The 26047-nt window shown below is 50.3% G+C and carries 27 protein-coding genes; 12 read left to right on the forward strand and 15 right to left on the reverse strand.

All coding sequences use genetic code 11. The annotated features are described in order from the left end of the window. Positions 1-79 precede the first annotated feature (79 nt). The 3 genes from GJJ30_RS07445 to GJJ30_RS07455 all read right to left on the reverse strand — a co-directional run bounded on the left by GJJ30_RS07445 (position 80) and on the right by GJJ30_RS07455 (position 2665). On the reverse strand, positions 80-463 hold the full coding sequence (locus tag GJJ30_RS07445) for a DUF5618 family protein (RefSeq protein ID WP_154174530.1): 384 nt from the start codon (positions 461-463) through the stop codon (positions 80-82). 86 nt (positions 464-549) lie between these two features. Continuing rightward, a complete protein-coding gene (locus tag GJJ30_RS07450; protein ID WP_154174531.1) occupies positions 550-1209 on the reverse strand; it encodes a phosphatidylserine decarboxylase family protein in 660 nt (219 codons plus the stop codon). A gap of 181 nt (positions 1210-1390) precedes the next feature. Continuing rightward, positions 1391-2665 (reverse strand): Glu/Leu/Phe/Val family dehydrogenase, encoded by a 1275-nt coding sequence (locus GJJ30_RS07455; protein WP_205880542.1) that lies wholly within the window; start codon positions 2663-2665, stop codon positions 1391-1393. A gap of 336 nt (positions 2666-3001) precedes the next feature. Between GJJ30_RS07455 and GJJ30_RS07460 the strand changes: the two genes are divergently transcribed. The 4 genes from GJJ30_RS07460 (at position 3002) to GJJ30_RS07475 (ending at position 5305) form a co-directional block, all read left to right on the forward strand. Beyond that, positions 3002-3385 carry a TraR/DksA family transcriptional regulator gene (locus GJJ30_RS07460; protein WP_154174532.1) on the forward strand — a complete coding sequence of 128 codons (384 nt, stop codon included), beginning with the start codon at positions 3002-3004 and terminating at the stop codon, positions 3383-3385. A 207-nt stretch (positions 3386-3592) separates the two neighbouring features. Next, complete coding sequence (locus GJJ30_RS07465; RefSeq protein WP_154174533.1) at positions 3593-4018, forward strand: phage holin family protein; 426 nt, start codon at positions 3593-3595, stop codon at positions 4016-4018. Between the two features lie 101 nt (positions 4019-4119). After that, positions 4120-4554 carry a hypothetical protein gene (locus tag GJJ30_RS07470; RefSeq protein WP_154174534.1) on the forward strand — a complete coding sequence of 145 codons (435 nt, stop codon included), beginning with the start codon at positions 4120-4122 and terminating at the stop codon, positions 4552-4554. Continuing rightward, on the forward strand, positions 4517-5305 hold the full coding sequence (locus GJJ30_RS07475) for a phosphoglycerol geranylgeranyltransferase (RefSeq protein WP_154174535.1): 789 nt from the start codon (positions 4517-4519) through the stop codon (positions 5303-5305). Before GJJ30_RS07470 ends, GJJ30_RS07475 begins: the two co-directional genes overlap by 38 nt. Before the next feature lie 81 nt (positions 5306-5386). Here the strand turns inward: GJJ30_RS07475 and GJJ30_RS07480 are convergent, their stop codons facing one another. The 8 genes from GJJ30_RS07480 to GJJ30_RS07515 all read right to left on the reverse strand — a co-directional run bounded on the left by GJJ30_RS07480 (position 5387) and on the right by GJJ30_RS07515 (position 14014). Then, entirely contained in the window at positions 5387-6313 is a 927-nt protein-coding gene (locus tag GJJ30_RS07480) for an AraC family transcriptional regulator (protein ID WP_124908273.1), read from the reverse strand. Between the two features lie 171 nt (positions 6314-6484). Continuing rightward, on the reverse strand, positions 6485-7624 hold the full coding sequence (locus GJJ30_RS07485; protein WP_205880548.1) for an acyl-CoA dehydrogenase: 1140 nt from the start codon (positions 7622-7624) through the stop codon (positions 6485-6487). A gap of 163 nt (positions 7625-7787) precedes the next feature. Then, complete coding sequence (locus GJJ30_RS07490) at positions 7788-8762, reverse strand: NADPH:quinone oxidoreductase family protein (protein WP_154174537.1); 975 nt, start codon at positions 8760-8762, stop codon at positions 7788-7790. 84 nt (positions 8763-8846) lie between these two features. Further along, complete coding sequence (locus GJJ30_RS07495; RefSeq protein ID WP_154174538.1) at positions 8847-9383, reverse strand: hypothetical protein; 537 nt, start codon at positions 9381-9383, stop codon at positions 8847-8849. A gap of 11 nt (positions 9384-9394) precedes the next feature. Next, on the reverse strand, positions 9395-10615 hold the full coding sequence (locus GJJ30_RS07500) for a pirin (protein WP_154174539.1): 1221 nt from the start codon (positions 10613-10615) through the stop codon (positions 9395-9397). A 181-nt stretch (positions 10616-10796) separates the two neighbouring features. Continuing rightward, positions 10797-11870, reverse strand: coding sequence for a phosphotransferase family protein (locus tag GJJ30_RS07505; RefSeq protein ID WP_154174540.1), 1074 nt, complete (start codon positions 11868-11870; stop codon positions 10797-10799). Then, positions 11863-13083 carry an acyl-CoA dehydrogenase family protein gene (locus GJJ30_RS07510; protein ID WP_154174541.1) on the reverse strand — a complete coding sequence of 407 codons (1221 nt, stop codon included), beginning with the start codon at positions 13081-13083 and terminating at the stop codon, positions 11863-11865. The genes GJJ30_RS07505 and GJJ30_RS07510 overlap by 8 nt, the downstream gene beginning before the upstream one ends. A gap of 4 nt (positions 13084-13087) precedes the next feature. Continuing rightward, complete coding sequence (locus tag GJJ30_RS07515) at positions 13088-14014, reverse strand: DMT family transporter (RefSeq protein ID WP_229313022.1); 927 nt, start codon at positions 14012-14014, stop codon at positions 13088-13090. 87 nt (positions 14015-14101) lie between these two features. Between GJJ30_RS07515 and GJJ30_RS07520 the strand changes: the two genes are divergently transcribed. Further along, positions 14102-15034, forward strand: coding sequence for a polysaccharide deacetylase family protein (locus GJJ30_RS07520; protein WP_154174542.1), 933 nt, complete (start codon positions 14102-14104; stop codon positions 15032-15034). Positions 15035-15061: 27 nt separating this feature from the next. Here the strand turns inward: GJJ30_RS07520 and GJJ30_RS07525 are convergent, their stop codons facing one another. Then, on the reverse strand, positions 15062-15820 hold the full coding sequence (locus GJJ30_RS07525) for an SDR family NAD(P)-dependent oxidoreductase (RefSeq protein ID WP_154174543.1): 759 nt from the start codon (positions 15818-15820) through the stop codon (positions 15062-15064). Between the two features lie 351 nt (positions 15821-16171). Here GJJ30_RS07525 and GJJ30_RS07530 point away from each other — a divergent pair, with 351 nt between their 5' ends. Together GJJ30_RS07530 and GJJ30_RS07535 are read left to right on the forward strand one after the other, a co-directional pair. Next, complete coding sequence (locus GJJ30_RS07530) at positions 16172-17110, forward strand: CPBP family intramembrane glutamic endopeptidase (RefSeq protein WP_154174544.1); 939 nt, start codon at positions 16172-16174, stop codon at positions 17108-17110. 31 nt (positions 17111-17141) lie between these two features. Next, a complete protein-coding gene (locus tag GJJ30_RS07535) occupies positions 17142-17789 on the forward strand; it encodes an HAD hydrolase-like protein (RefSeq protein WP_154174545.1) in 648 nt (215 codons plus the stop codon). Positions 17790-17791: 2 nt separating this feature from the next. Here the strand turns inward: GJJ30_RS07535 and GJJ30_RS07540 are convergent, their stop codons facing one another. Then, positions 17792-19441 carry an ArnT family glycosyltransferase gene (locus tag GJJ30_RS07540; RefSeq protein ID WP_154174546.1) on the reverse strand — a complete coding sequence of 550 codons (1650 nt, stop codon included), beginning with the start codon at positions 19439-19441 and terminating at the stop codon, positions 17792-17794. A 91-nt stretch (positions 19442-19532) separates the two neighbouring features. On the opposite strand from GJJ30_RS07540, the gene mog reads away from it, so the two are divergent. Then, positions 19533-20069 (forward strand): molybdopterin adenylyltransferase, encoded by a 537-nt coding sequence (mog, locus tag GJJ30_RS07545; RefSeq protein ID WP_154174547.1) that lies wholly within the window; start codon positions 19533-19535, stop codon positions 20067-20069. Between the two features lies 1 nt (position 20070). Here mog and GJJ30_RS07550 read toward each other — a convergent pair whose 3' ends face one another. Together GJJ30_RS07550 and GJJ30_RS07555 are read right to left on the reverse strand one after the other, a co-directional pair. Beyond that, positions 20071-21357 carry an anthranilate phosphoribosyltransferase gene (locus GJJ30_RS07550; protein ID WP_154174548.1) on the reverse strand — a complete coding sequence of 429 codons (1287 nt, stop codon included), beginning with the start codon at positions 21355-21357 and terminating at the stop codon, positions 20071-20073. A gap of 296 nt (positions 21358-21653) precedes the next feature. Beyond that, the gene (locus tag GJJ30_RS07555) at positions 21654-22301 is read right to left on the reverse strand and encodes a phosphatase PAP2 family protein (RefSeq protein WP_154174549.1); all 648 of its coding nucleotides are present in this window, start codon (positions 22299-22301) and stop codon (positions 21654-21656) included. Between the two features lie 94 nt (positions 22302-22395). On the opposite strand from GJJ30_RS07555, the gene GJJ30_RS07560 reads away from it, so the two are divergent. The 4 genes from GJJ30_RS07560 (at position 22396) to plsX (ending at position 25956) form a co-directional block, all read left to right on the forward strand. Further along, entirely contained in the window at positions 22396-23949 is a 1554-nt protein-coding gene (locus GJJ30_RS07560; RefSeq protein ID WP_154174550.1) for an ArnT family glycosyltransferase, read from the forward strand. Between the two features lie 65 nt (positions 23950-24014). Continuing rightward, entirely contained in the window at positions 24015-24560 is a 546-nt protein-coding gene (locus tag GJJ30_RS07565) for a YceD family protein (RefSeq protein ID WP_310588211.1), read from the forward strand. A 78-nt stretch (positions 24561-24638) separates the two neighbouring features. After that, the gene (rpmF, locus tag GJJ30_RS07570) at positions 24639-24833 is read left to right on the forward strand and encodes a 50S ribosomal protein L32 (RefSeq protein ID WP_038121838.1); all 195 of its coding nucleotides are present in this window, start codon (positions 24639-24641) and stop codon (positions 24831-24833) included. Positions 24834-25017: 184 nt separating this feature from the next. Further along, the gene (gene plsX, locus GJJ30_RS07575; protein WP_154174551.1) at positions 25018-25956 is read left to right on the forward strand and encodes a phosphate acyltransferase PlsX; all 939 of its coding nucleotides are present in this window, start codon (positions 25018-25020) and stop codon (positions 25954-25956) included. The last annotated feature ends 91 nt before the right edge of the window (positions 25957-26047 follow it).

Genomic DNA, 26047 nt, shown 5'->3' on the forward strand with positions numbered 1-26047 from the left:
TCTATTTAAAATCAAATCCCTGGATGATCTCGATGGGTTAATCTGTAGCGGTTTTATAATCCGCAGTAGGTTGGGATTGTTAAGCGTTAGCCGTCCCAATCCGGTTTTCAATCCAGTTTATGATCTTTTCCGCTTCGGTTAAACCGGCAGTTGCAACGCTTGCCGAGGGATTGCCATCGTAAGACATGGACAAGTGCAAGGTGTCGTAAGCGCTGATGAAAGCGTTCAGCAACTTCTTATCCAAAGGAGAAAGTTGTTGTTTATACCAGTCAACGTCTTTCCGGCCTTTTCCTTTTTTACCCAGAAAACCGTCTAAAGCGACCAGTACGCCAGCGTAAGCGGTGTGGCCCGCCATTTTAACGTATTTCGTGTCCAGGTAATACCCATCTTCTTTCCGGGCTTTTTCGCGCAGAATTTCTCGGGCATTATCAAGGTAGCGTCGGGCTTCCAATACGGTTTTCATACTCAGTTAACGTTTAGCAGCAGTTTTGATTCAAATCCTGAACAGGATTTTGACGAATAAAACCATGATTTGTCACTGGCAACTACCTACAAATCTGCGATTACCGTAATTCCGCCCTGCGTTTTCTCGCCAATTTTTACTTTGACCTCCGCATCCAGCGGCAGAAACAGATCGACGCGCGAACCGAATTTGATAAAGCCCAATTCGTGGCCCTGCTGCACCTGCTGCCCTTCTTTGGCGTACCAGACAATCCGGCGGGCGAGCGCACCGGCAATCTGGCGTAGGAGGATTTCGGCCCCGGTTTTGGCCTTCACCACCACGGAAGTTCGCTCGTTTTCGGTACTTGATTTCGGGTGCCAGGCCACCAGGTATTTTCCGGGATAATATTTAACGTAGTTGACGGTGCCGGTTACGGGATAAAAATTAATGTGGACGTTCAACGGCGACATGAAGATGGACACCTGCCGACGCGGAGCTTTGAAATATTCCGGTTCGTTCACTTCTTCAATCACCACGACGGTGCCGTCGCAGGGCGAAATGACGTGATTATCATTTAACGGAGTGGTTCGGCGGGGTTTACGGAAAAACTGCAGCACCAGAAAGAACAGGACCAGACTGACAACGAGGATAAGGGTGCTGGCTGTTTGGTTGCCGGTGAACAGGTAGAAGATGGATAAAAGATTGACTGCTAACAGGATAAAGGCTGTCCAGAACAAAATTTGATATCCTTCCTTGTGGATAGTCATACGAATGGGAAATCAGTTGCTTCTTATAAAGATGGGTAGAGCGGTGAAGGTACGAAACAAAGTACATTGGCTCCAATTCGCGGGTGACATTCAATCTCTACAAAAACAAAGATTTCAGTCCACAATGGAAGAAAACCGCATGAGTTGCTTCCTTTGTAGACTGAAATCCGTACTTAATTACTCAATAACCGCCCCGGTATTTATAGGTGCTGGCTACTTTGTCGATCGCAACGATGTAGGCGGCCAGCCGCATCGAGACCTTGTATTTCTGGGAGGTTTCGAACACGCGGTCGAACGCGTCTTTCATGTTGCGGTCGGCCCGGCGGTTGATCCGGTCGAGTGTCCATTTGTATCCGATGCGGTTTTGAACCCACTCAAAATACGAAACCGTTACGCCCCCGGCATTGGCCAGAATGTCCGGCACCACCATGATTCCTTTTTCGTTGATGATGTCGTCGGCGCTCGCCGAGGTGGGGCCGTTGGCGCCTTCCACGATCATTTTTGCCTGAATGGAATCGGCGTTTTCGGCGGTAATAACGTCTTCTTTTGCCGCCGGAACCAACACGTCGACCGGTAGAGCCAGCAGTTCTTCGTTCGTGATGCGTTCAGCACCGTTGAACCCTTCCAGGGTTCCTTTGTTGGCGTTCCGGTAGGCCAGAGCCGCGCCGATGTCGATGCCGCGATCGTTGTAATAACCGCCCGTTACATCGCTGACGGCCATAACCGTTACACCCCGTTCGTGCAGCAGTTCGGCCGCAAACGAACCCACGTTTCCAAAGCCCTGTACTGCCGCCGACGAGCGGTACGGATTCATGCGGAGTTTATCCATCGCCGACAAAGCCGCGACGGTAACACCCCGGCCCGTGGCTTCGGTGCGGCCCAGCGAACCGCCCAGAACAAGCGGTTTTCCGGTCACGACGCCGTTGATGGTCATGCCCCGCGATTTGGAATATTCGTCCATGAGCCACGCCATCTCGCGCGGGCCTGTACCCATATCCGGGGCCGGAATGTCGCGATCGGGGCCGAACACGTCGAGCATGGCCACGGTGTACGCCCGGATCAGTCGCTCAATTTCGCCGGCCGACATCTCGCGCGGGTTGCAGGCAATACCGCCTTTGGCCCCGCCATAGGGAATATCGACAACGGCGCATTTCCAGGTCATCCAGGCGGCCAGGGCCCGCACTTCGTCGAGCGTGACGGCCGGGTCGAGCCGGATGCCGCCTTTCGACGGACCCAGAATGGTGGAGTGAATAACGCGGTGACCTTCGAAAACTTTGATCGATCCGTTGTCCATTGTAATGGGTAAACCAACCATCACCTGCCGCGCGGGGACCTTCAAAATGTAGTACATTTCTTCGGTTACTCCCAGAAGCTGGGCTGCGGCATCGAACCGCGACATCATGGATTCAAGCGGATTCTCTTTATCTTTTATGGGGGCTGGTTCTATATAAGCCATAGTACTATTTTTTTAGTTGGCAGTCTGATGAAGCGCCACGGCAAAATTACCAAAAAAGATAACGATACTACTTATGAACTATTTTTTCGGGGATTAGTATAATTTTTGTTCCCAAAATCATGTATCCTATCCGGTTTTTTACGCAATACAACGTCACAACCAAGGAGTTATACCGCCAAATATTGATTGGTTTTTTCGAGTATTTGCCAATGACTATTTTTTGAACTTTTTTTTAAACGGTAGGCCTTATTGATTGAAAAAGAATCAATAGAGTTGTAATTTTGTTGTTTCATCGACGGAAAGAATATTCACCCACTTAACTAGCTGATCAGTGCTATGGTTCAGGAAGACAAGAAAAGGTACTCGGAGGAGGAGCTAAAAGAGTTCGAGGTGCTGATTAGCCAGAAGTTAGAAGCATCCCGGAGCGAGTTAAATTACATCAAGGAAACGCTCAGCAAGCGTAATGACAGTGGCACCGATAACACATCGGGTACGTCGAAATTACTGGAAGATGGTGCCGATACCAGTGAGCGCGAAAACTTCAGTCAGCTGGCGGCTCGTCAGCAGAAGTTTATTCAGCAATTGGAAGCCGCTCTGGTGCGGATCAAAAACGGAACGTACGGTATTTGTATCGATACCGGCAAACTGATTCCGAAAGAACGTCTCCGCGCCGTGCCACACACCCAGCAGACAATCGAAGCCAAACTGAAACGGTCGTAATTCAACGCGACTGTTTCCAGAAAATAGCTCTTTTTACTCTCCCGCTTCATCCACGAAGCGGGATTTTTTTTAGTATTGCGATGACTATTTGGTATTTTCCCGTCCAATAGAAAGATAGAAGCTGGAAAATCGTTTCGCGAACAAACATTTTCCAAACAAAATAGCTACTTATTGGTACTACTACAGCATCCCTAATGATAAATCGCCATGTTAGAGAAATTAGAAGAGATCAGGGAAAATATCTTTAAATACCTCGAAGCGCGCATTGAGCTTTTTAAGCTGGAGACGCGCAACCAGGTTGAACACATCGCCCTGAATGCCGTTCACGGAATTGTGCTCGGATTTCTGGCAACAATCACCACTATCTTTTTATTCTCATTATTAGCCGCTTATTTAAACGAAGTGCTCGATAGCCGTTATCTGGGATTTCTGATTGTGGCCGGTTTTTTCCTCCTGCTGACCCTGATCTGGGCCTTCGCAAAAGGGCCGGTGGAAGGCATGCTTCAAAGGATGACCTACCGGATTATTAAAAATGCGCAGGAGAAAAAAGCGGAAGAGCGGGCCGAAACTATTCAGGATTTGATGGCCCAAACCCGGGAGTCGCTCAATGAAAGCGGATCAATTAAGGAATAAATACTATAAATTTCCCTCGAATACTAACTAAGTAGCAAGCATTATCGTCAGTCAATCCATTTTTTTACTAATTTTAGAACGCTCATTTTATGGATACGAATGTGCCCTTTTCAGATACATCGGCCCGACGGGCTGAGTTGATGGAAGCCACCGAGCATTATAAAAGTTCGATTGAGTCCAACGTCAAGGAATTAAAAGAGGATGCCGTCGAAGCCGGCAAAACCGTGGCGTTGGTGGCTGGAGTCTGTTTAGCCGTCTTTGTTGTGGCCAGTATTGTGTTGCCTAAGTCTGATAAATCGGACAGCGACTACGATGAAGATGACTACGAAGAGGTAGGTAACAGTACCCGGGCGCATGTGCGACGGGCTGCTAAAGCCGCAGAAGAAGCTCCGGCCAAATCGGCAATCGGTGGTGCAATTACCGGAATCGTGACGTCAATTCTGACGAATCTGGCCCGGCAGCAGGTAACTGATTTCATTTCGCGTTTACGTCAGGATAATGCAACCACACACACACAGCCAGGACAATACCCGTAACCTGTTACTGAATACCCTGTATAGCCGCAAGGAAACAGGGCGAAAATCATTTGCCGTCTTGCTCGATCCTGATAAAATCGAGCAAGAATCGTTTAAGGACCTTTTGATTCGGAGTGTTGAAAACCGGGTTGATTTCTTTTTCGTGGGTGGCAGTCTGATTACCAACTTCATCCTGCGGGAAGTGATTGAAACCATTCGGACGTACACGAATATCCCGACCATTCTTTTTCCCGGAAATAGCCTTCACATCGAGCCCAGCGCCGATGCGATTCTGCTGCTTTCGCTCATTTCGGGCCGAAACCCGGAGTTTTTGATTGGCCAGCACGTCATTGCCGCCCCGCTTTTAAAGAAAAGTGGGTTGGAAATTCTGCCGACGGGTTACATGCTCGTCGATAGCGGTGTACAAACAACGGTTTCGTACATCAGCAATACAACCCCGCTTCCGTACGATAAACCGGGTGTGGCGGCCTGTACGGCAATGGCGGGCGAGATGCTCGGACTGAAATTGATCTACATGGATGCGGGCAGCGGAGCCCGCCGACCGGTTTCGCCGGAAATGATTGCCGCCGTTCGTTCGTGTGTTGATACGCCCATTGTGGTCGGCGGAGGCATCAATTCCGTGGAGCGGGCCCAGGCGGCTTTGCAGGCCGGAGCCGACGTCATTGTGGTGGGGAACGGTATCGAGAAAAATCCGGAATTGTTACCCGAAATTGCCGCCGTTGTTCAGGAGGTGAATCGACAACTAGCCTAATTATAAGAAGATTATAACGAAAAAAGGCCGGACGAAAAGGTTGTCAATCCTTTCGCCCGGCCTTTTGCATGGTACGGTTTTTTATACGTTCATCAGCGACTCCCGACGGCGCATTTTACCGGCCGGAATTCCAAACATCATCTTAAACCGGCGGCAGAAATACGCCGTGTCTTTGTAACCGACTTCGGCACCGATCGCCCGGATGCTTTTCTTCGACGTCCGGAGCAGCCCGACGGCGGCTTCCATGCGCTGGTATTCAATGTAATCCTGCGGGTTGATACCGGTCAGCATTTTGAAATACTGTCCGACGTAATCTTCAGAAACGTTGGCGACGTTCGCCAGCACCTTGTTCGACAAATCGCCACCCAGGTTGTCTTTGATGTAAGCAAAGATGTCGATCAGACGCGGATCTTTGAAGTACGTACTGTTGGTCACCAGTTGCTCAACGAACAGGCGGTTTTTCAGGATGTACCGAATGACTTCGATAACGATTTCCTCGGTTTTGATCTTGATGATCCGACCTTTACCGGCGGTATCCAGCATTTCTTCCGCCAGAATCTGGTTGATCGTCTGCACCAGCGAATCTTCCCGCTTGATGATAAACGGCGGTACGTCCAGTGAGTTGAAGAAGTTCACCGAGTCGAACACCTTCGCTTCAAACGACACATACCCAAACGAGTTCGGCATGTTGGCGATTTTCTGCGGGTCGCGATTGGCTTCAAAATACAGCTCCCGGTGAATCATAAACTCTTCGTTCGACACGGTTTTCGGTTGCGAAGCGTCGCCGTACGTGACGGTAATATGTTTACCGCCCGGAATAAACAACATATCACCGGTTTCCACCTTTACTTTTTCTTCGCCGAACGATACTTCGCCATTGTAGAGAACGGTCAAAGTATTTTCAACATCATAATAGTTTTTGATGGTTATGGGCTGTAAAATGCGGATGTTTCGGGCCTTGATGAACTTCACACCCAGCGATTCGATAATCTTATTATAGTCTTCCATAGGGGGAAAGTGATGTATCTACATTCAGTATATTGCAAAGTTGCACAAAACTAATAAATTGTACAAATCTAATACAACATTCGTTCTTGCGAAAAGATAAAAAAAATAGCGCGATACCAATAAAGTAGCGCGCATGTTTTTTAAAAAAATTGTGCTAACGGTAAAATAGTTCTATTTAAGTAGCTCCCGGGCGATCACTAATTTTTGGATTTCGGACGTACCTTCATAAATCTGTGTAATCTTGGCGTCGCGCATGAGCCGCTCCACGTGATACTCTTTTACGTAGCCGTAACCCCCGTGAATCTGAACGGCTTCCGTTGTGGCCCACATCGCAACGTCCGACGCAAATAATTTAGCCATCGCAGCCGCCTGCACGTAGTCCTGATGCTCGTCTTTCAGCCGGGCGGCTTTGTACACCAGCAAGCGGGCGGCTTCAATTTTGGTCGCCATTTCGGCCAGTTTAAACTGAATGGCCTGGTGATCAAAAATCTTTTTTCCGAACGACTGACGCTCCTGGGCGTATTTCAAGGCCAGTTCGTAGGCCCCGGCCGCAATGCCCAACGCCTGAGCCGCAATTCCGATGCGGCCGCCGTTCAGGGTTGACATGGCAAATTTGAAGCCAAAACCGTCGTCGCCGATGCGGTTTTCTTTCGGCACCTTCACGTCGGAAAACATCAGCGAATGCGTATCCGACGCCCGAATGCCCATTTTATCTTCTTTTTTCCCGACCACAAAACCGGGCTGGCCTTTTTCAACAATCAGGCAGTTGATGCCCCGGTGTTTCTTTTCCGCATCGGTTTGTGCCATCACCAGGTAGGTGCTGGCCGATCCGCCGTTCGTAATCCAGTTTTTGGTGCCATTCAGCAAATAATAATCGCCCTGGTCGATGGCGGTGGTGTGTTGGGAGGTTGCATCCGAGCCCGCTTCCGGTTCCGACAGGCAAAACGCGCCGATCACCTCGCCAGCCGCCAGCTTCGTCAGGTATTTCTGTTTCTGCTCTTCGGAGCCAAATGCCTCCAAACCCCAGCAAACCAGCGAGTTATTGACCGACATCACGACGGAGCACGACGCATCGACTTTGGAAATCTCTTCCATCGCAATCACGTACGAAACCGTATCCATGCCGCCCCCGCCGTAATCAGGTGACACCATCATGCCCAGAAAACCGAGCTCGCCCATGCGCCGAACCTGTTCCGCCGGAAATTTGGCCGCGTTGTCGCGCTCGATGACGCCGGGCAGGAGTTCCGTTTGCGCAAAATCCCGCGCGGCATCCCGCACGGCCAGTTGTTCTTCGGTCAGGTTAAAACTCAGACCAGACCGTTCAAGTGTGGAAGAAGACATCCGTTGTGAAGTATGTTGAAGTATATATATTCTGTTTATCTGATCAAATTTACCCCTAAATCCCCTGAGGGGGACTTTTGAATCTATAAATTCTAAGTCCAAGTCCCCTTCAGGGGATTTAGGGGTAAGAATTTCAGGGCGCAATCACCAGCTTTCCCATGACCTGCCGGTTCATCATTTCGGTCAGGGCCTGCGGAACTTTTTCGAGCGGATATTCCGCCTGAATGTGCGGTTTCATCTCACCTTTCTGGTAAAACCGCAGCAATTCCTGCACATTTTTGAAATTGTCTTTCGGCTGTTTTTCCGCGAACGCTCCCCAGAAAACGCCAACCACCGAACAGCCCTTCAGCAACGGCAGATTCAGCGGAATGGCCGGAATCTGACCGGCCGCAAAACCGACCACCAGATACCGCCCCCGCCAACTGACCGAGCGCAAAGCCGCTTCGCTCAGGTTGCCCCCAACCGGGTCATAAACGACATCGACGCCGGAGCCGCCGGTGAGTTCTTTGATCCGTTCGCGGAGGTCTTCGCGGTTGTAATTGATTGTTTCACTGGCACCGGTTTGGCGGCAAAGTGCCAGCTTTTCGTCGCTCGAAGCGGCTGCAATCACCTTTGCGCCCATGATCCGGCCCAGTTCGACAGCCGCCAGCCCAACACCCCCGGCGGCTCCCAGCACCAGCAAGGTTTCGCCCGGTTGCAGATTCGCACGATCTTTCAGGGCGTGGTACGAGGTGCCGTAGGTGTACATGAGGGAGGCCGCCGTCACGTAATCCATTCCCTGCGGAATCGGGAAAGTTTTAAAACCGTCGGCCAGCACTTCCTCGGCAAAACCGCCCCAGCCCGTCAGTGCAAAAACCGCATCACCGGTTTTCAAATGCGTGACGCCCTCGCCGACTTCCTTCACTGCCCCGGCTACTTCGCCACCGGGCGAAAACGGAAACGGCGGTTTGAACTGGTATTTGCCCTGAATCATCAGCGTGTCGGGGAAGTTGACCCCGCAGGCTTTCACCTGAATCACCAGCTTGCCTTTGGTGGCTTTTGGTGACTCGGTTTCTTCCAAGGTCAGGGTTTCGGGCGGGCCATACTGGCGGCAAAGAACGGCTTTCATCAGTAAGCAAGGAAATAGCACATATAGCACCGGTTAACTACCGAGAGAGACATCGCGCATCGCAAAAAGTAGAACTACTAAATTTTACTTGGGAGCAGAGTAGCCCCTGCCGTTGTTTAGATCTCGCAAAGTTGTAAATAAATCAAAGGCCGTTCCTTTATTTACCACCCAAGAAATCACAACTCCTAGTACTATTTCAGCATCTTCAACGTACCCCATACGACTATCTGCTCCACGTATTCCATCGTCGCCTATTCTATGACCACGAGTTAAAAAACAGTTTTTCTCCTCGTAAATTAAGTCTCTCGCTGGTTTAAAGTCGCTTCCGGTTGGCAGGTTCTGTTTAAGTAATTTACTAATACCTTTGTAATAGGTCTCGTACATTTTCTCTGGATCTTGAACACTGCTCAGAACCAATTTCTTTAATTCGTCTTCAGTATAAAACTCGCCAGCTGCATCAATAGTCAATTGTTGACCTTTTACTTGATCTGCTTTCATTAAAATTTCCAATCTTTCCTGATCTGCATCGCCTTTATCTGTTTCTTTATCAGGAATGGTTTTATCAGATTGGGATTCTTCTTCCGATGAGTTTTTCAATTCATCTTCGTTATCATCGATCATAATGAAGTAATTTAGAAATTAAAGATTGTTTGCAGCAAAGCATCCACACTGCCCTGAATAGTTTCTTTAGAAAAAACTTGTGTATTAAGAGTCTTTAAAGCAGATTCTGACTTAGGGATTTTATTTGCCAATTTACTTCCCCACGCGTGTTCATAGCCTTTTTCTCTTAAATCGAACAAATGATAAGCATAAACAAAAGACGAATGAACCTGTGCTGATTCTGCAAACTTTTTAACGATTATATCATCATTTATAAACGGCTCTACCTGACGTGACCTCTCTTTGCTAAAAAGAAATTTTCGTGCAAATGAATCAGCTTGATCATCATTCATTAGAAATAAATCAGGTTGCCCAGTTAGGTGGTAACCCCATTTCTCTAATTCTTCAAGATCGAATAAAGCATGGTGAAGCTCGTGAATAAGTACGTGCCAAAGTGTAGTATATCTTTTTTGGTAATCGGTGAGGACAATGCAAGGTTTACCTTTGATACAAAATGTAGCCCCCCGGACATTTACATTTGGCAAAGCAGGTTGATAAATTACAGTCACACCTAACCTATAAAGAGCTCTAACTACACTTACCAAACCATTTTCAACGTCAATAGTATAAGGACGAATTTTGGGAAGTATGTCTAATAAATCCTTTCTCGAATACGGATAAGGATTGTTTATTTTTATAAAATGGGTATGTGCAGACTTCACCCAAAAGTCGCGCATCAATGCGATAGGATCTTTCTTAACTCTACTAAAGGCTGCACCTGCATCTATTTGATTATATTCTGTTACATCAGAGAAGCCGAAATACTTATTTATCCTTTGTTCCATATCTATAATTGTAGATTTGGAACTAAAAAAACCGCTTGATTTGAGCTGTTGTATGTCAAAATTGCTAGAGAGAAAACTTGCCTTTCGTGCTTTGTCTATTTCACCAATTTGCTCAGCGTCCATCTGTTCAGCGTATATAGCTATAAAATCGTCTATCCTTATCCCTAGAAAATGAGATAATTTAATGGCTGTCACTAAGTCAACTCTTTTCGCAGTACCATTGATAATTGAGTTAAGCGATCGATAATCAATAGCAAATAGCTCAATAACCTTGTTCTCTGAGAGGTTCAACTCTGTTAAACGTTTGTCAACAGCTTGCTTTATAGAAGTAACGTTGAGGGTAGAAGATGTTACTTCGGGTTCAAAAAGCCGCCTGAACTCACCTAAGAAGAAATCATCCTTTGTCATTTCCTGTATATTTACAGTAAATATAGTTCTTATGGTTAATTCCGCAAAAAAAAGTCCTGCAAATTTGCAGGACTTTTTTTTGCGGTTATCAATTATTGGATTGGAACCATTCTAGAAATTTCAAGCTATAACATCAATTCTAAGTAAGTTTGTAGATCCCATTCAGCCTTCATAGAATATATTACATTTTGTTGTGTTCAATGGACTTCGTGCCTTTGCGGGCCAACGCCCGAACGCCCGACAGCAATTCGGCAAACCGGGGGTCCTGCGTCAGCCCTTTTTGGTAGCGGGTGTAAATTTGCTGAATCACGACCGAATTCTTGAACAAACCAAATATATAGTAGTATAAAATGCCTGACAAATCGCGGCCGCTGCGCTCGGCGTAACGATCGGCCACTTCCTGCCGCGTCAGATTTCCGGGTAGCCACGTCAGATTGAACGACTTTTCGAACGGTCCGTCGGCGGCTTCGGCCCAATAGGAAAGCGCCGTTCCGACGTCCATCAGCGGGTTGCCCACGGTACACATTTCCCAATCCAAAACCGCCCGAATGTCAGTCAGGTCGGCCGGATTCAGTACCACGTTGTCGTATTTGTAGTCATTGTGGAGCAAAGTCGGCGGATTTTCGGGCGGCAAATGATCCGTCAGCCAGCGGGCCAGCGCGTCCATGTCGGGCAATTCGTCGGTTTGGGCGTTCAGATAACGCCGGTGCCAGCCTTCCACCTGCCGACGAACGTAACCCTCCGGTTTTCCCAATTGAATCAGACCGGTTTTCTGAATGTCAAGTGCGTGCAACTGCACGAGATTATCGACCAGTGATTCCGACATCCGACGCATCGTTTCCGCCGAAATGCCCATTTGGGGAGCGGTATGCGCCCGCAGAATGACGCCCGCGACCCGCTTCATGACGTAAAACGGGCAGCCAAGCACGGTTTCATCTTCGCAGAAAACCACCGGCTCCGGAATTTTTGGGTAATTCGCCGACTGGAGCAGCGACAAAACCCGAAATTCCCGACCCATGTCGTGGCCGCCTTTGATCTGTTTTGCGCCAAAAGGTGGTCGGCGAAGGACGAACTCAACTCCCGCGTCAGTTTTAAGTAAATACGTCAGATTGGAATAACCGCCGGGAAACTGGCCGCATTCCGTGATGCTTCCAAAACCGGGAACCGTATCGTTCAAATAGGCATTCAAAACCGCCAGATCCAGCTCTTCGCCGGAGCGGACAGCGGTGGCGGAATCGGGTTTTAGTTCAGCCATTTTTCTTTTTTACGTCCAAACCGTAGTGTTTCAAAATGCTCCGCGCCAGCGCCGATTTATGCACTTCGTCGGCGCCATCGTAAATCCGCGCGCCCCGTTCGTGCCGGTAATACCAGGCTAGCAAAAGGTCGTCGGTAATGCCCATCGCGCCAAACGTCTGAATGGCGCGGTCCACCACTTTCAGCATGATGTTGGCGACAAAAAACTTGATGGCCGAGATTTCGTTGCGCACGCTGGCGGCTCCAAACCGGTCGATGTTGTGGGCCGTTCGCAAGACCATCAGCCGGGCTGCATCGATTTCGGCGCGGCTTTCGGCAATAAATCCCTGAATAAACTGCTTTTCGCCCAACGCGATGCCTGGTTCGATTTCGCGCGTGGCTGCCCGGCGACACATCAGGTCAAAACTCCGCTCGCTGATGCCGACCCAGCGCATGCAATGGTGAATCCGGCCCGGTCCCAGCCGCTCCTGCGCCAGCGTAAAACCCAGGCCTTCGCCCCCAATGAGGTTCGTAACCGGAACCCGCACGTTGTCGTAAAACACTTCCGAATGACTACCCCAGTGATCGCCGGAATCGCCCATGATGGAAATGTTACGGACCAGCCGAAAACCGGGCGTGTCGGTCGGCACCAGGATCATGCTGGCCCGGCGGTGGGGGGCGGCATCGGGATTGGTTACGGCCATGACAATGGCAAAAGCCGCTCCATCGGCGGAGGACGTAAACCACTTGTGACCGTTGATGACGTATTCGTTTCCTTCGCGAACGGCTGTTGTCCCGAGTTGCGTGGGATTCGAACCGGCAAATTCGGGCTCGGTCATCGAAAAACAGGAGCGAATCTGACCGGTTTTGAGGGGTTCCAGAAACTGCTCTTTGAGGTCGTCCGACGCGTGTTTGTGTAGCAACTCCATGTTACCGATGTCGGGTGCCTGGCAATTAAAGGTATAATGGCCAAACGGGCTGGTCGCCAGTACTTCGCTGATCTGCCCGAATTCGCACAAGCTCAGGCCCAAACCGCCTTCGTCGGAGCCGAATTGCAAGCCCCACAAACCGCTCTTTTTAACCAATTTGCGCTTCTGATCCAGCATGTTGGCAACTCTGGAAAATGGGCCGGTGAGGGATTCGGCGGTTTCGAGCGGAATGAGTTCGGTTTCGATAAAATCCCGGATGCGGGGAATCAGGGTGCGGGTTCGGTCGGTGGCGAAAAGGTCTTCCATTATCTTATTTAAAAACCACGATCAAAACCGCACCAGTTACCATAATGGCCGCCCCGATGAGTTTCTGAACGATATTTTTTTCCTTAAAAAACTGATAACCAAACAGAACGTTCAGCAGTGCCGAGGTCTGAAATAGCGCTAAAACATAGCCCACCTGCATACCGCCAAAGGCTGTATTGGTAGAAAACTGCATTAATCCTGCCGATACAAATAAGGCTGCGTACGTTCCTTTTTCGGTAGAGAAAACCGCTATCTGTTCCTTCCAGCGACGGCGGAGCGTCAGGATCACCCAACTGAAGGAGAACACAAAACCGAGTACGCACCAGAGAATAAACGTGGTCATGGGCGAAGAAAGCACCATGGCGCGTTTGATAAAAACCGCTTCGATGGCCGAGCAAACCAGGGCGATCAACCGAAACTGGATTTCCGGCTGTTTGAGAATATCGAACGAAAAACCGCGTCCGCGCTGCCCGGAATCTAGCACCACGTAACTACCAGCCACGATCAGCGCAACGCCCATGACCCCCATCCAGCTTGGAATTTCGTTGAGCAGCAAAATTCCGAATACAATGCTGACCACGGATTTGTAGGCATTGATTGGACCGAGAACGGACAATTCGCCGGTTCGGATGGCTTTGACTAAGAGCACGTTACCCAATACCCCAATTAAGTTAAAAATCAGTACCGACAACCAGAAATCGGCGGGGAGGTTACTCAAATTCAATTCCGGCCAGAACGAGATTGTTAATACGCTCAAAAAGCCATAGGTTGCAGAACTGACAAATAAAGGCTCGGCGGCTCGTTGGGTGAGTTGTTTCTGAAAAACGTTCGATAAGGGACTCGATACAATGCGGACGACGATGGCGACGGTGGTGAGGGTAAGGATAATGACTAACATAAGCACGTAAACCGGGAAAACGTCCGGTGCCATTCATGAAATAAGTCAAAGTTTAGTAAAAATTTTGTAGATAAACGTTTTTCGTTGTTCATAATCTTGTTGAATTAGCTGATTTCGGGTATGCGCTTCCGGCTGTTTCTGCTCTGTCTTGTTTTCTCCCACCAACTCTGGGCCCAGAAAAAAATCGTTATCACGGTCGATGATCTGCCGGGTGTTACCGACTATTACCGGACGCCCGACGGACGGCTGATCATGAATCAGAAACTCATCCGGCATTTTCAGGCCCACCGCGTTCCGGCCATCGGTTTTGTCATTTCGCGCTGGTTGTACCACGAAGTCACGCCCGATCCGAATCAGGTCAACGTCCTGAAAGCCTGGCTCGACGCCGGTCTGGAACTGGGCAATCACACGTTTTCGCACAAAGACTTTACGGTTATTTCCATTCAGGAGTATTTCGATGAAGTGACTGGCGGAGAGAAGATTACGAAGAAACTGGTGGAACAGCGCGGGAAACCGTTCCAGTATTTCCGGCACCCGTATCTCCGCAAGGGCGAAACACCCGCCAAAAAAGATTCGCTGGAGCGGTTTTTAGTTCAACACAACTACCGCGAAGCGCCCGTAACGGTCGATAATTACGATTTTCTGTTTTCCCACGCCTACGACAATGCGCTGCTGAAAGGCGACACCGCGTCGGCGGCTGAGATCGGTCGGCAGTACCTGGATTACATGACGGCGTATGTCCGTTACTACGAAGCACAATCGGATTCGCTGTTTAAGCGACAGATTCCGCAGTCGCTCCTGACGCACGCCAACACGATCAATGCAGTGTATATGGGCGATTTACTGAAACGGCTGGCCCAAAGCGGTTATACATTTATTTCCCTGGAAGAGGCCCTGAAAGATCCGGCATACCGGTCGAAAGATGGCTATATTGGCAAAGGCGGGATTTCGTGGATGCACCGCTGGGCGCTGACGCAGGGCAAGAAAGGCGTTTTTTTCAAAGGCGAACCAGAGGTTCCGGCGATGGTTACCAAATGGGCCGAAAATCCGTAGAGACGCGATTAATCGCGTCTGCACCCGTCAACCCGCCGTTAACCCGCCATCCATCTGGATCGCCTGACCCGTACAAAACGCGTTTTCATCCGAACACAACCACAAAATGGCCTGGGCAATTTCTTCCGGCTGGCCAAACCGCCCAATCGGAATCGCCCGGCGCAGGCGGTTTTCCATATCGGGCGAACTATTGATCAATTCGTCGACCATCGCCGAATGCGTATAAACCGGGCAAACCGCATTGACGCGAATGTTGTGTTTGACGTATTCCAGCGCTGCGGTTTTGGTCAGGCCCAGAACGCCGTGTTTGGCCGCCGTATAAGGCGCGGCTTTCACCAGTCCCCGAACGCCCGCAATCGACGAAAGATTGACGATTTTCCCCCCACCCTGCAATAACATCTGCCTGATTTCGAATTGCATGCAGTAAAAAACACCGCTCAGGTTGACGGCCAGCATCCGGTTCCAGTCTTCGAACGTCTGATCGACCAGCCGGGCGTAGGCACCCCCGATGCCCGCGTTGTTGATGCCAATATCCAACCGCCCGAACTGCCCGACGGTGTATTGCACGGCTTTTTCAACGTCATCAGGACACGCTACATCGCAGCTAATAAACCGGGCTTCCCGGCCGGTTTGCGTGATTTCGGCAACGGTTTGCTGCCCGTTCGTTTCGTTGAGGTCGGCCACCACTACCCGCGCTCCGGCCTGCGCGAAAGCCAGGGCCGTTGCCCGCCCGATGCCGGAACCGGCTCCGGTGATGAAGGCTACTTGATTGGAAAAGTCGGCCATGATCAGTCGGTTTTAAAAGATAAAAACCCATTTGTTTTGACAATCTCCGGTTAGCCTATCCTTCGCCGGTTCTTCGGAATCTAGTCCGAAGGACTTACCTATAGATAACGCCGGATGCAATCCGGGGATGACAGCTATAGACGTGATCCCCGAATTAACATTCGGGGTTATCCACGGTGAAGCCCTTCGGGCTTAGTGGGCTAAAAGACTTTGGAACTCAGGTACACCCATGAATACGATCGTAAAATGGAACAATTCAGTATCTATAAGTTCCATTTCACCCTAACTTACTGCCTTTGCGACCCGAACGGCTTTGGTTTGCTGGCGGCTTTCCACCAACTTTGGTCCACCATGCGTAACCTGATCCGCTACCTCCGCGAACACCTGAAAGCCGACTTCCGCGCCGATTTATACGGTTTTGCCGCCCTGTTTCTGGCGGTTTGCCTCAGCATTAATTATTACCTGGATTTCGAAGATAGTTACATCGATGCCTATCGCGGCCAAAACATCCGGATTCTTTTCTACTTTTTGCTGTACGCTTTTGCCTATTACTCCGGGGTGTTGCTGTGGACGCGGTTTCACCAGCGGATGGACATCTGGCACCGGCGCGATTTCTGGATTTACAGTTTGTCGGGACTGGCAATTTTCAGTTGGTATGCCGGTTTTTACGGGTTTAATGAATGGAGTTACGCGGTTTTTGGCGGCCAGGTTTACCAGTTTGCGTTCTATTGCCTCCGGAATTTGCAGTCGCTGCTGACGGTTATTCTGCCCTTGCTGCTGTTTTACCGGTTTATCGAAAAAGAACCGAACGGTTTTTACGGCATGCGCCCGAAGTGGAAAGGGCTGCAAATCTATTTCATTCTGCTGCTGTGCATGCTTCCGTTGATTACGTATGCTTCCTTCCAGCCATCGTTTCTCGAGTCGTACCCGACCTACAAAGACACCAACGCCAACGAGTTTTTCAACGTCCCGGAATGGGTAACGGCGCTGATTTATGAATTGTCGTACGGCTGGGATTTCGTCCCGACGGAGTTGATGTTCCGCGGTTTTCTGGTCATCGGCATGGCGCGGATTCTGGGCCGGGGAGCGGTTTTTCCGATGGTCATTACGTATGCCTTCATTCACTTCGGAAAACCGGCGGGCGAAGCGATCAGCTCCATTTTCGGCGGCTATATTCTGGGCGTCATCGCACTCCAGACCCGGAGCATCTGGGGTGGGGTCATCATTCACCTCGGCGTTGCCTGGCTGATGGAACTGACGGCGTTTTTGCAATTGGGGCTGGGGAAATAACTCTCCCGAAAACGGATTACTCCTTGTCACCATGAACTATAAACTGGTTATATTCGATTTCGATGGTACACTTGCGGACTCCTTTCCGTACTTTCTCCGCACGATTAACAAGCTGGCTGCGACGTACAATTTTACCCCCATCAATCCCGAAGACGTTGATCAACTGCGCGGTCTTGATGCCCGGGAAATGATGAAAAGAGCGAAGCTGCCAGCCTGGAAAATTCCGCTCATTGCCCGATCATTCATCCAGTTGATGACGCGTGATATTGATCAGATCCGCCTGTTTGATGGTATTCCGGAGTTACTGAAGCAATTAGTCCGGCAGGGCGTCCGGTTGGCGGTAGTCAGTTCAAATAGTGAGGCCAATATCCGCCGGGTGCTCGGCCCGGAATGTGCCTCATTGATTACTTATTACGGATGCGGTACCTCGCTTTTTGGGAAGCAGCACAAATTCAGAAAGGCGATGGCGGTCAATGGCGTTGGACCTGCCGAAACCCTTTCAGTGGGCGACGAAATTCGGGATATCGAAGCTGCGCGGGAAGTTAGCACTGCTTTTGGAGCCGTAGCCTGGGGCTATACTCGTCCGGATGTATTGAAAATGTACACCGATATTGCGGTTTTCTACACCTCCGCCGACGTCATACGAGCCGTACTTGGACCCAACGCGGGTCATCTTTGAAATCACTTAAACGCCGGTTTTCTTCTTAGAAAAACAAAACCGGCTTCTTCGCGGATGATCTCCAGATTCGGGTTGTAGCGGTATTGGTCGAGGTTGAAATTCCGGGTCACGAAAAAAACCGGTTTGTCGACCGGGCCGTTGATCAGCCAATCTTCATTATAACTTTTTGGATTGGTTGGCGGTGGTTTCCGGAAATAAAACAGGTGGGCGTAGCTCTTGTATCCGATCGGTTCGATGTAAACATCCTGACCCTGTTTCGCTTCGTAAAAATCGATGACCGCACCCTGCGTGTAGCGTTCAATTTTGGGAATAATGGCCGGTAACACCAACCACAACAAAACCGGTGTCGCCAGAAATAAGGTCACGACGCTCCCAACAGGGCGGTTTTTCCGTACTATCAGCAGCGCCAGAATCACCAGCCCGTAAGCCGTTCCGATCATCCATTCCCAGCCCTGCCACTCGACGGGCGCGCTCAGGTTGGCGACGGCGAACGGGTCTTTGATGTACGGCGTCAGCTCGGCGGCATGCATGCCAATCAGCGGCAACGCGGTGATGAGCAACCCCAACACACCCCCAATCACGGCAATGCCGACGGTCAGCCAGCGGTTCCATTTCAACTGACCGTTCAGATACTCGTACAAAACCGTTGCGGCCAGGTACGAAACCGGAAACCACGCCATCGACGAATAGTGAACAATTTTAGTTTTGACGATGGAAAACAGAATCATCACGACCCAGAACAGAATGACCATCCAGCGCCGGAACGAAAGCAACTGATCTGATTTAGAATTCGTTACGCCTGCGAAAAAACCGCGAATCGCCAGCAGCGACATGGGAAAACAGCCCAGCAAAACCACCACAAAATGGTAGTAAAACGGCTGCTGATGGCCCGCGTCTGGCGTTGAAAACAGGCGAACCTGGTAGCGGAAAAATTCTTCGAAAAACCAGAACCCGTTCTTGATCAACTCCAGACCAAACCAGACCGACGCCACGGCGAACGCACAACCAAAAAACAGCAAACCGTTCCGGAAACTCAAAATCGGGCGAAACCGCTGAAGGCCCCAATATACAAGAAATGTCAGGCCGAGCAGTAAACCGCCGACCGGGCCTTTGGTCAAAACCGCCAGACCGACGAACAGCCCCGAAAAAACCGCCAGCCGGATTGCGCCGGAGGTGCCGTAAGCCGAAACCGCCTGCGCCATGAACCAGACACTCAGGAAGATAAAAAGATTGAACGTCGGGTCGATGATGCCGGATTTGAAATATAAATGGGGCGTTAAAGAGCCGAAATAGGCCAGCGCCCACAAAAGCCCGAATCGCTCGTTAACGGCTTTTTTACCCACCGCATACAGAACCAGCAACGTGGCAATTCCGACGAGGGCGTTGGGAAATCGGGCCGCAAATTCGCCAATGCCGAACACTTTCATCGACAACACCTGAAGCCAGAAAAACAGGGGCGGTTTTTCCCAGAACGGTTGAAAGTTGATCTGAACCCGCGTGTAGTTGCCCGTCACGATCATCTCCCGCGCCGACTCGGCAAAGTTGATTTCGTCCCAATCGAAGAGGTGAACGCGGCCCAGAAACGGAAAATAAAACAACGCTCCGGCCAGAACAATCAACAGGGGAATAAAGCGCGACGGAATTCGGGGCATGGCGTTGGGGTTGATGGCACAAAAGTACGGAAACTACCCAATCCATAGTACGGCAAACCGTATCTTTGCCGCATCATCTAAAACTCTGTCGATGGCAACACCCATTCGCATTGGCGTCATTAATGTTTCGGACCGGGCCAGCGCGGGCATTTACGAAGATATTCCCGGCAAAGCCGTAGTGAATTTATTGACCAGTTACCTGAGCTGCGACTGGGAACCGGTTTACCGCGTCATTCCCGACGAACAACCGCAACTGGAAGCGACGCTGATCGAACTGGCCGACGCGGAAGGCTGCTGTCTGGTGGTAACAACGGGCGGAACCGGCCCGGCCCTACGCGACGTGACGCCCGAAGCTACGGAAGCGGTTTGCCAGAAAATGCTGCTCGGTTTTGGCGAACTGATGCGGCAGGAAAGTCTGAAATACGTGCCAACGGCCATTTTATCGCGCCAAACCGCCGGAATTCGCAACCAGACGCTGATCGTGAACCTGCCCGGAAAACCGACCGCGATTGGACAATGCCTGTCGGTGGTTTTTCCGGCCATTCCCTATTGCATCGATCTGATTGGCGGGCCGTATCTGACGACGCACGAAGACGTCATGAAGGTTTTCCGGCCTAAATCCGCCTGATTTACAATTTGTTACCCCGCCCGTCGAGTTGCCCTTCGATCCAGTCCATGCCCCGGCCGAGCAAAGCCTGCGTGAAACGGACGCGGTTGTCGAAGTCGTCGTTGGCGGTTTCGCCGTGCTTCATGAAGTCGCGGATAAGCCGAACGTTTTCGTTAACCTGCAAATTCATCACGATTTCGTCGCTGTCGGTTCGGTATTCGGCAAAAGCTGGCAGGTCGATATCGAAGTGCTGGTAGAACAAATGCCCTCGGGCCGTCCGAACGGCGCACAGGATTCCGCTGCTCCGGCTGGTCGAGGGCGACAGGCTTCCTTCCAGACCGCGTTTCATGACAATAACCGCGTCAAAACCGGCCATGAGCGCCAATTCCGCCATTTTCATCTGGAAAGGAACCTGAAAAACCGGGGTCACCAGAACGCGGGCGCTGCAGGGATTCATGATTTTTTCGAGCGTCGCCAGAAAAGGCCGGTTAATGATGACGCGCCGACGGTCGACCCAGCGGTTCAGCGCGGGCGAGAGCGCTTTCTGGTCGAGCACCCAGCCGAAAGGCTCCGGGGGCGTATTGATTTCGTGGTTGCTCTGTAACATCTGGCAACCCAGATACAGGTACAGATCATGGGCGTTGAGGGTATATTTCGGCCCTGGCGTCCGGCCCACCACCGACAGCGAACCGTAGCCGCGTTGCTCGAAAAAATGGGCCAGCAAGGGCGTAATCAGGTACGTATGCTCCACGCCGTCGAACGGTTCGGCGAGCTGAACCAGCGGCCGGTCAACGCAGCTCAGTTGCCGAAAACCGGGCGTGATGGTTTCCATCGCGGCATTGTAGAAGCCTTTGTATTCGTCGTTGGATTCAACCCGGATTCGTAAAATGCTGGTGGCCAGCCCTTTGAATGTCTCGCAGTCATCCTCCAGAAACAGGAAACTGCCCAGCTGGTGCGCTTCGCTGGCGCGCAGACTATGGCCTTTGAGCAGCTTTGTAGCAATGGGAAAAAGGTTCGTCGGTAAATCAGGACATACTTTATTGATAAAAAACGCCGGGTTCACAAAAGCGTCTCTTCCAAAAACAACTTCCAGCGATCGCTCCTCCGGAATGGAACCTTTGGCCAGCAAGGCCCCCAAAAACGCCCCTTTCTGCAGCGGGTCCGCCGTACCCGACAATAACACCTGTTTGCACTCTTCCAACAAAGCGGGCGAAAGGGGCCGACGGCCTTGCTTGCCAAAACCGATGTGTTGAATACCCCGGCCTAAGGCCGTTGTGGCAGGATCAGCAATGGATTGGGGTTGCGACATAATTGATGGGAACCTTGGTATTTACCCTGAAATTACAAAAAGGGATAATTTTTGCTGATAAATATGATTCGTTTTAAGCTGTATTTTCAATAAATACCCAATTTTTTTTGATATAAGGCTAATTTTTCGACCTATTTTTTGGATACTGACCACTTTTGCCAAATTGGCTGGGTAACTTGTCGGTATGTCCAGAAAAACCGCCGGGGTGGTTATACGAGCAAAAGACAAGTCATCGAATGATTTACCGATTTGATATAATTATTTTAAGAATATTTTGGATGCGTGTTTCAAAAGGGTTAAAACCGCAGACGCCGGTTGTGCCAGTTTTTCGGATTCTGGCCCCAATAACGGCTCAGTAATACAAAAACCACAACGGACGAAACCGTCCCGATGACGGAGCCAACGTAGACATCTTCCACAAAATGCTGGAAAAGATATACCCGCGAATACGCCGTGATGACGGCTAGCAATGCCCAGAACCAACCCCGGTTTTTGCGATCGTCGAGCAAAGCCAGCAAAGAAAAAACCGCAAAGGCCGTGGTAGAGTGGCCGGACGGAAAACTGTTGTAACTGTGAATATCCAGCCCGTCGATAATCCGGTATTGCCACTCGGAATGCTCAAAGTATTTCAGCGGCCGCAGCGATCCCGCAAAAACCACTTCTTTTAGCACGCGGACAATCAGGGTCGATAACAGAAATGAAGCCGCGCCCATCAACGCAGCCCGGAACGATCGGAACAGCAGCACAACGATGACAATAACCGCAAAGGCGCCATCGCCCAAATTGGTAACGTACTGAAAAAACAGGTCGCCGGTCGGCCAGTTGTGCGCATTCACCCACTGCATCAGCTCGGCCTTGCTGTAGAGCAGCATGAAGACGCCGACCAGTATGAAGAAAAAAAGATATACTATGAAAAAGGACCGATTCTTAATGAAAACTTCCATAAATGGCGGAATTAAGGTACAGAAATCAAGGTTATTGCGCAAAAAAAAGAATAAGCCGGTATATTGATACGGTTTTAATGAATCAGCACACTCTATGAGGTCAATTCCATCGCCCGGTTTTTCGCCGGTGCTTGCAACGGCTGTGGCATACAGGCGCATTGGCTGGCTATTTACCATTGCCTGGGGCGCCTTCGTCATTTTTCGACGGTTGCTGCGCGATGGCATGTGGGCCGATGGATTGACGTATGCTGCCATATCCCGTAATATGGCCATCGGTAAAGGCTCGTTATGGGCACCGGTTTTTGCCAATTCGTTCTGGCTGCCCTACAACCAAACGGAAATCTTCTACGAACATCCCCCGCTGCTGTTTTACATTCAATCCTGGTTTTTCAGACTTTTGGGTGACACCTATGCCACCGAACGGATTTATTGTTTTGTCGTCCTGATCCTGATCATTGTCCTGATCATTCAGTTGTGGTGGCAGATGGTTCCGGCGGCTCATCTCCTGCACCGCTATGAATGGTTGCCGGTTTTGATCCTGTTTACCTGTTCGCTGACGGAGTGGACGTATGCCCAGAATTACCTGGACGCCACGATGAGCCTGTTCTGTCTGCTGGCCGTCAAATATACGATTGTAGGCTGGCAAAATCCCGGAAACTCATTTCTCGGCGCTTCGATCGCCGTTCTGGCGCTGGTAGCGGCTTTTCTGACGAAAGGGCCGGTGAGCCTGCACGTTCTGGCGGTTCCGGGACTGCTCGGGCTGTTTTACTACCGGCCCGTACAAATTGCCCCGGCCATTCGGTGGACGCTCGTCCTGACCGGCGGTTTTTTATTGTTATTTTCGCTATTGCTGCTGTATGAGCCCGCCCGAATGTTTCTGCAAAGCTATTTTAATCAGCAGGTGTGGGCTGCGTTGAACAATAAGCGCGAAGTATTACCAACGACGGCGGGTTTTCTCGGGCGAGCCTTCATCCTGAAGATTGTCCTGATCAATGCGGCCCCGGGCCTGCTCGTGATGGGGATTCTGTGGATAGTAAACCGGATTTGGTTCAAATCTTCAGCTTCGGTTAGCCCGCTTTCGGGGGTGGCCCGGTTTTTTGCCGCGCTCTGTTTGGCCGCGACAGCACCCATCATGGCCACCACCAAGCAATTTGATTACTACGTGGTACCGGCGCTACCCTACATTGCACTAGCACTAGCTGCCTGGATGGGTCCGCTACTTCTGAAGGTGATTCAGGGGATCTCGCTGGAGCAACGCAGCCTGCGGATCGTGATGGCACTTGGCGGCATTGCCTGTCTGGCGACTGGTTTGTACAGCATCACCATTGCCGGGACGCCTTACCACAGTTACCGCAATATTCTGGCCGATGTTCGCAAGATCGGCTCGATTGTGCCGTCCGATTCCAAGCTCGGCGTTTGTCCGGAGGTTATTGCCGATCCTCTGCTGCACGGCTACATTCAGCGCTACTACCGAATCGAGCTGACCACCTTTGCCAAACAGTCGGATTATTTCCTGACCAACCTGCAATGCCAGGATGCCCAGCATCCGACCTTAGCCCAATCCGGGTATCAGCCCCTCCCGGTTTCTTTAACCAAATACTTCCTTTACCAGCGAACGATGCCGGTCAGCCTAACAAAGACATTGTAAATTGACAGCTAATCTTTTAGGATTCAGAAATAGTTCGTAACTTTGCGGACTATTTTGAGAAGAGCGTGAAGGAGTTGCAAAAATATACCATCTCCATTAGCAGTCTGGAAGATAAATCGTACGAATTCGACTTTGAATCGGGCGATGCATTTTTCGAAGCAATGGATCAGGACCTGATTCAGCACGGATCATTCAAAACGCATTTGGTATTGACCAAATCGTCGTCAATGGTTCAACTGGAGTTTCATATTCTGGGTTCGGTAGAATTGATTTGCGACCGCAGTCTGGATCCCTTCGACGAACCGATCGACATTGAAGAACAGTTGTTTCTGAAATATTCGGACCACGAAGAGGAACTGACCGACGAAATCGAACTGATTCTGTGGGATACGCAGCAAATCAACATTGCGCGTTACCTTTTCGATTTTATCGCGCTGTCGTTGCCGATGAAAAAATTACACCCCCGCTTTCGTCAGGAAGAAACCGACGAAGACGAGGAGTCGGAGGGCAAAGTCGTTTATCGTTCGGAACCCTCGGAGCCGGATGATGAAACCGCCGAACCGCCGGTTGACCCCCGCTGGGAAGCATTACGAAAACTGAATAATAATTAATACGATTTGTTATCACTCCAGCGCCGTTCCGGTTGTGGGAGAATGGCAAGCTAGACTGACAATTGACAAGATACAATTATGGCACATCCCAAACGCAGACATTCAAGCACCCGCCGGGACAAGCGTAGAACACACGACAAACTGACCGCCAAGGCATTGTCCTTTGACGCCACAACGGGTGAAATTCACGTTCGTCACAAAGCGCACGTATTCGAAGGCAACCTGTATTACAAAGGCAAAGTAGTTATTGAAAATTACGCGCCGACAGCCTGACATTTTAGCCCCCAACCCCATGCAAGGGCTTTTTCCAGATGATCGAAAACCTCCTTCGGGCGGTTGAGGGTAAGAAGTATTTCACAGGAATCTGCACCGGATGAACGTGAAATACTTTTTTATTGCCGGGCAACTAGTATTTTTACACTTCGTTTACCAATTCAGCGCACCCAAACCTGGTTCAATGAGAATCGCAGTCGACGCTATGGGTGGCGATTTCGCTCCGGACGCTATTGTGGAGGGAGTCGTAATGGCCACTAAAGAATTACCAAGTGACGTCACCATCGTATTGGTGGGCAAACAGCGGGTAATTGAAGATCTTCTTCAAAAGTATACTTACACGGGTTCCAGTGTAGAAATAGTCCATGCGGAAGAGGTAGTTGAAATGGGAGAGCACCCCACCAAGGCGCTTTCGCAGAAACCCAATTCCAGCATCGGAGTTGGGTTTAAACTTTTACGCGAGAAGTCGGTCGATGCCTTTTGCAGTGCCGGCAATACCGGTGCCATGCACGTGGGCGCGTTGTTCAGTATCAAGGCCATTGAAGGGGTGATGCGCCCTGCCATCGCCGGTTTTGTGCCGCAGTTGAGTGGCGGTTTTGCCGTTATCGTCGACATCGGTGCCAATGCCGACTGCAAGCCCGAAATGTTGCTGCAATTCGGAGAGATCGGTTCCATTTACGCTCAATATACCTTTGGAATCGAAAAACCGCGGGTGGCGCTGATGAATATCGGCGAGGAAGAGCAAAAAGGATCGGTGATTGCCCAGGCCGCCTACCAGTTGCTGAAGGATAGCCGGAAAATTAATTTTATCGGTAATATGGAAGGCGGAGACTTCTTCCGCGATAAAGCCGATGTTATTGTAACCGACGGTTTTACGGGTAACATTCTGTTCAAAATGGGCGAGTCGATCTACGACATGACCAAAGACCTGGGGCTCAAACACGAATTTACCGATAAAACCAATTACGAGTCTGTCGGCGGAAGCCCGATTGTCGGCGTAAATGGAAATGTCATTATTGCCCACGGTATTTCGTCGCCGTTGGCCATCAAAAATATGCTTAGTCTGGCAAAAAGGCAGGTAGAATCCAACGCATACACCAAAATCGCGCAGGCTTTAAGTTAAAATGAGACAAAAGAGAAGAGACATGAGACAAAAGATACCAGCACAATTGCGATCGATCGGTTCTCTTGTCTCATGTCTATATTCTCTTGTC

Source organism: Larkinella terrae (genome assembly GCF_009668025.1).
Lineage (GTDB): Bacteria > Bacteroidota > Bacteroidia > Cytophagales > Spirosomataceae > Larkinella > Larkinella terrae.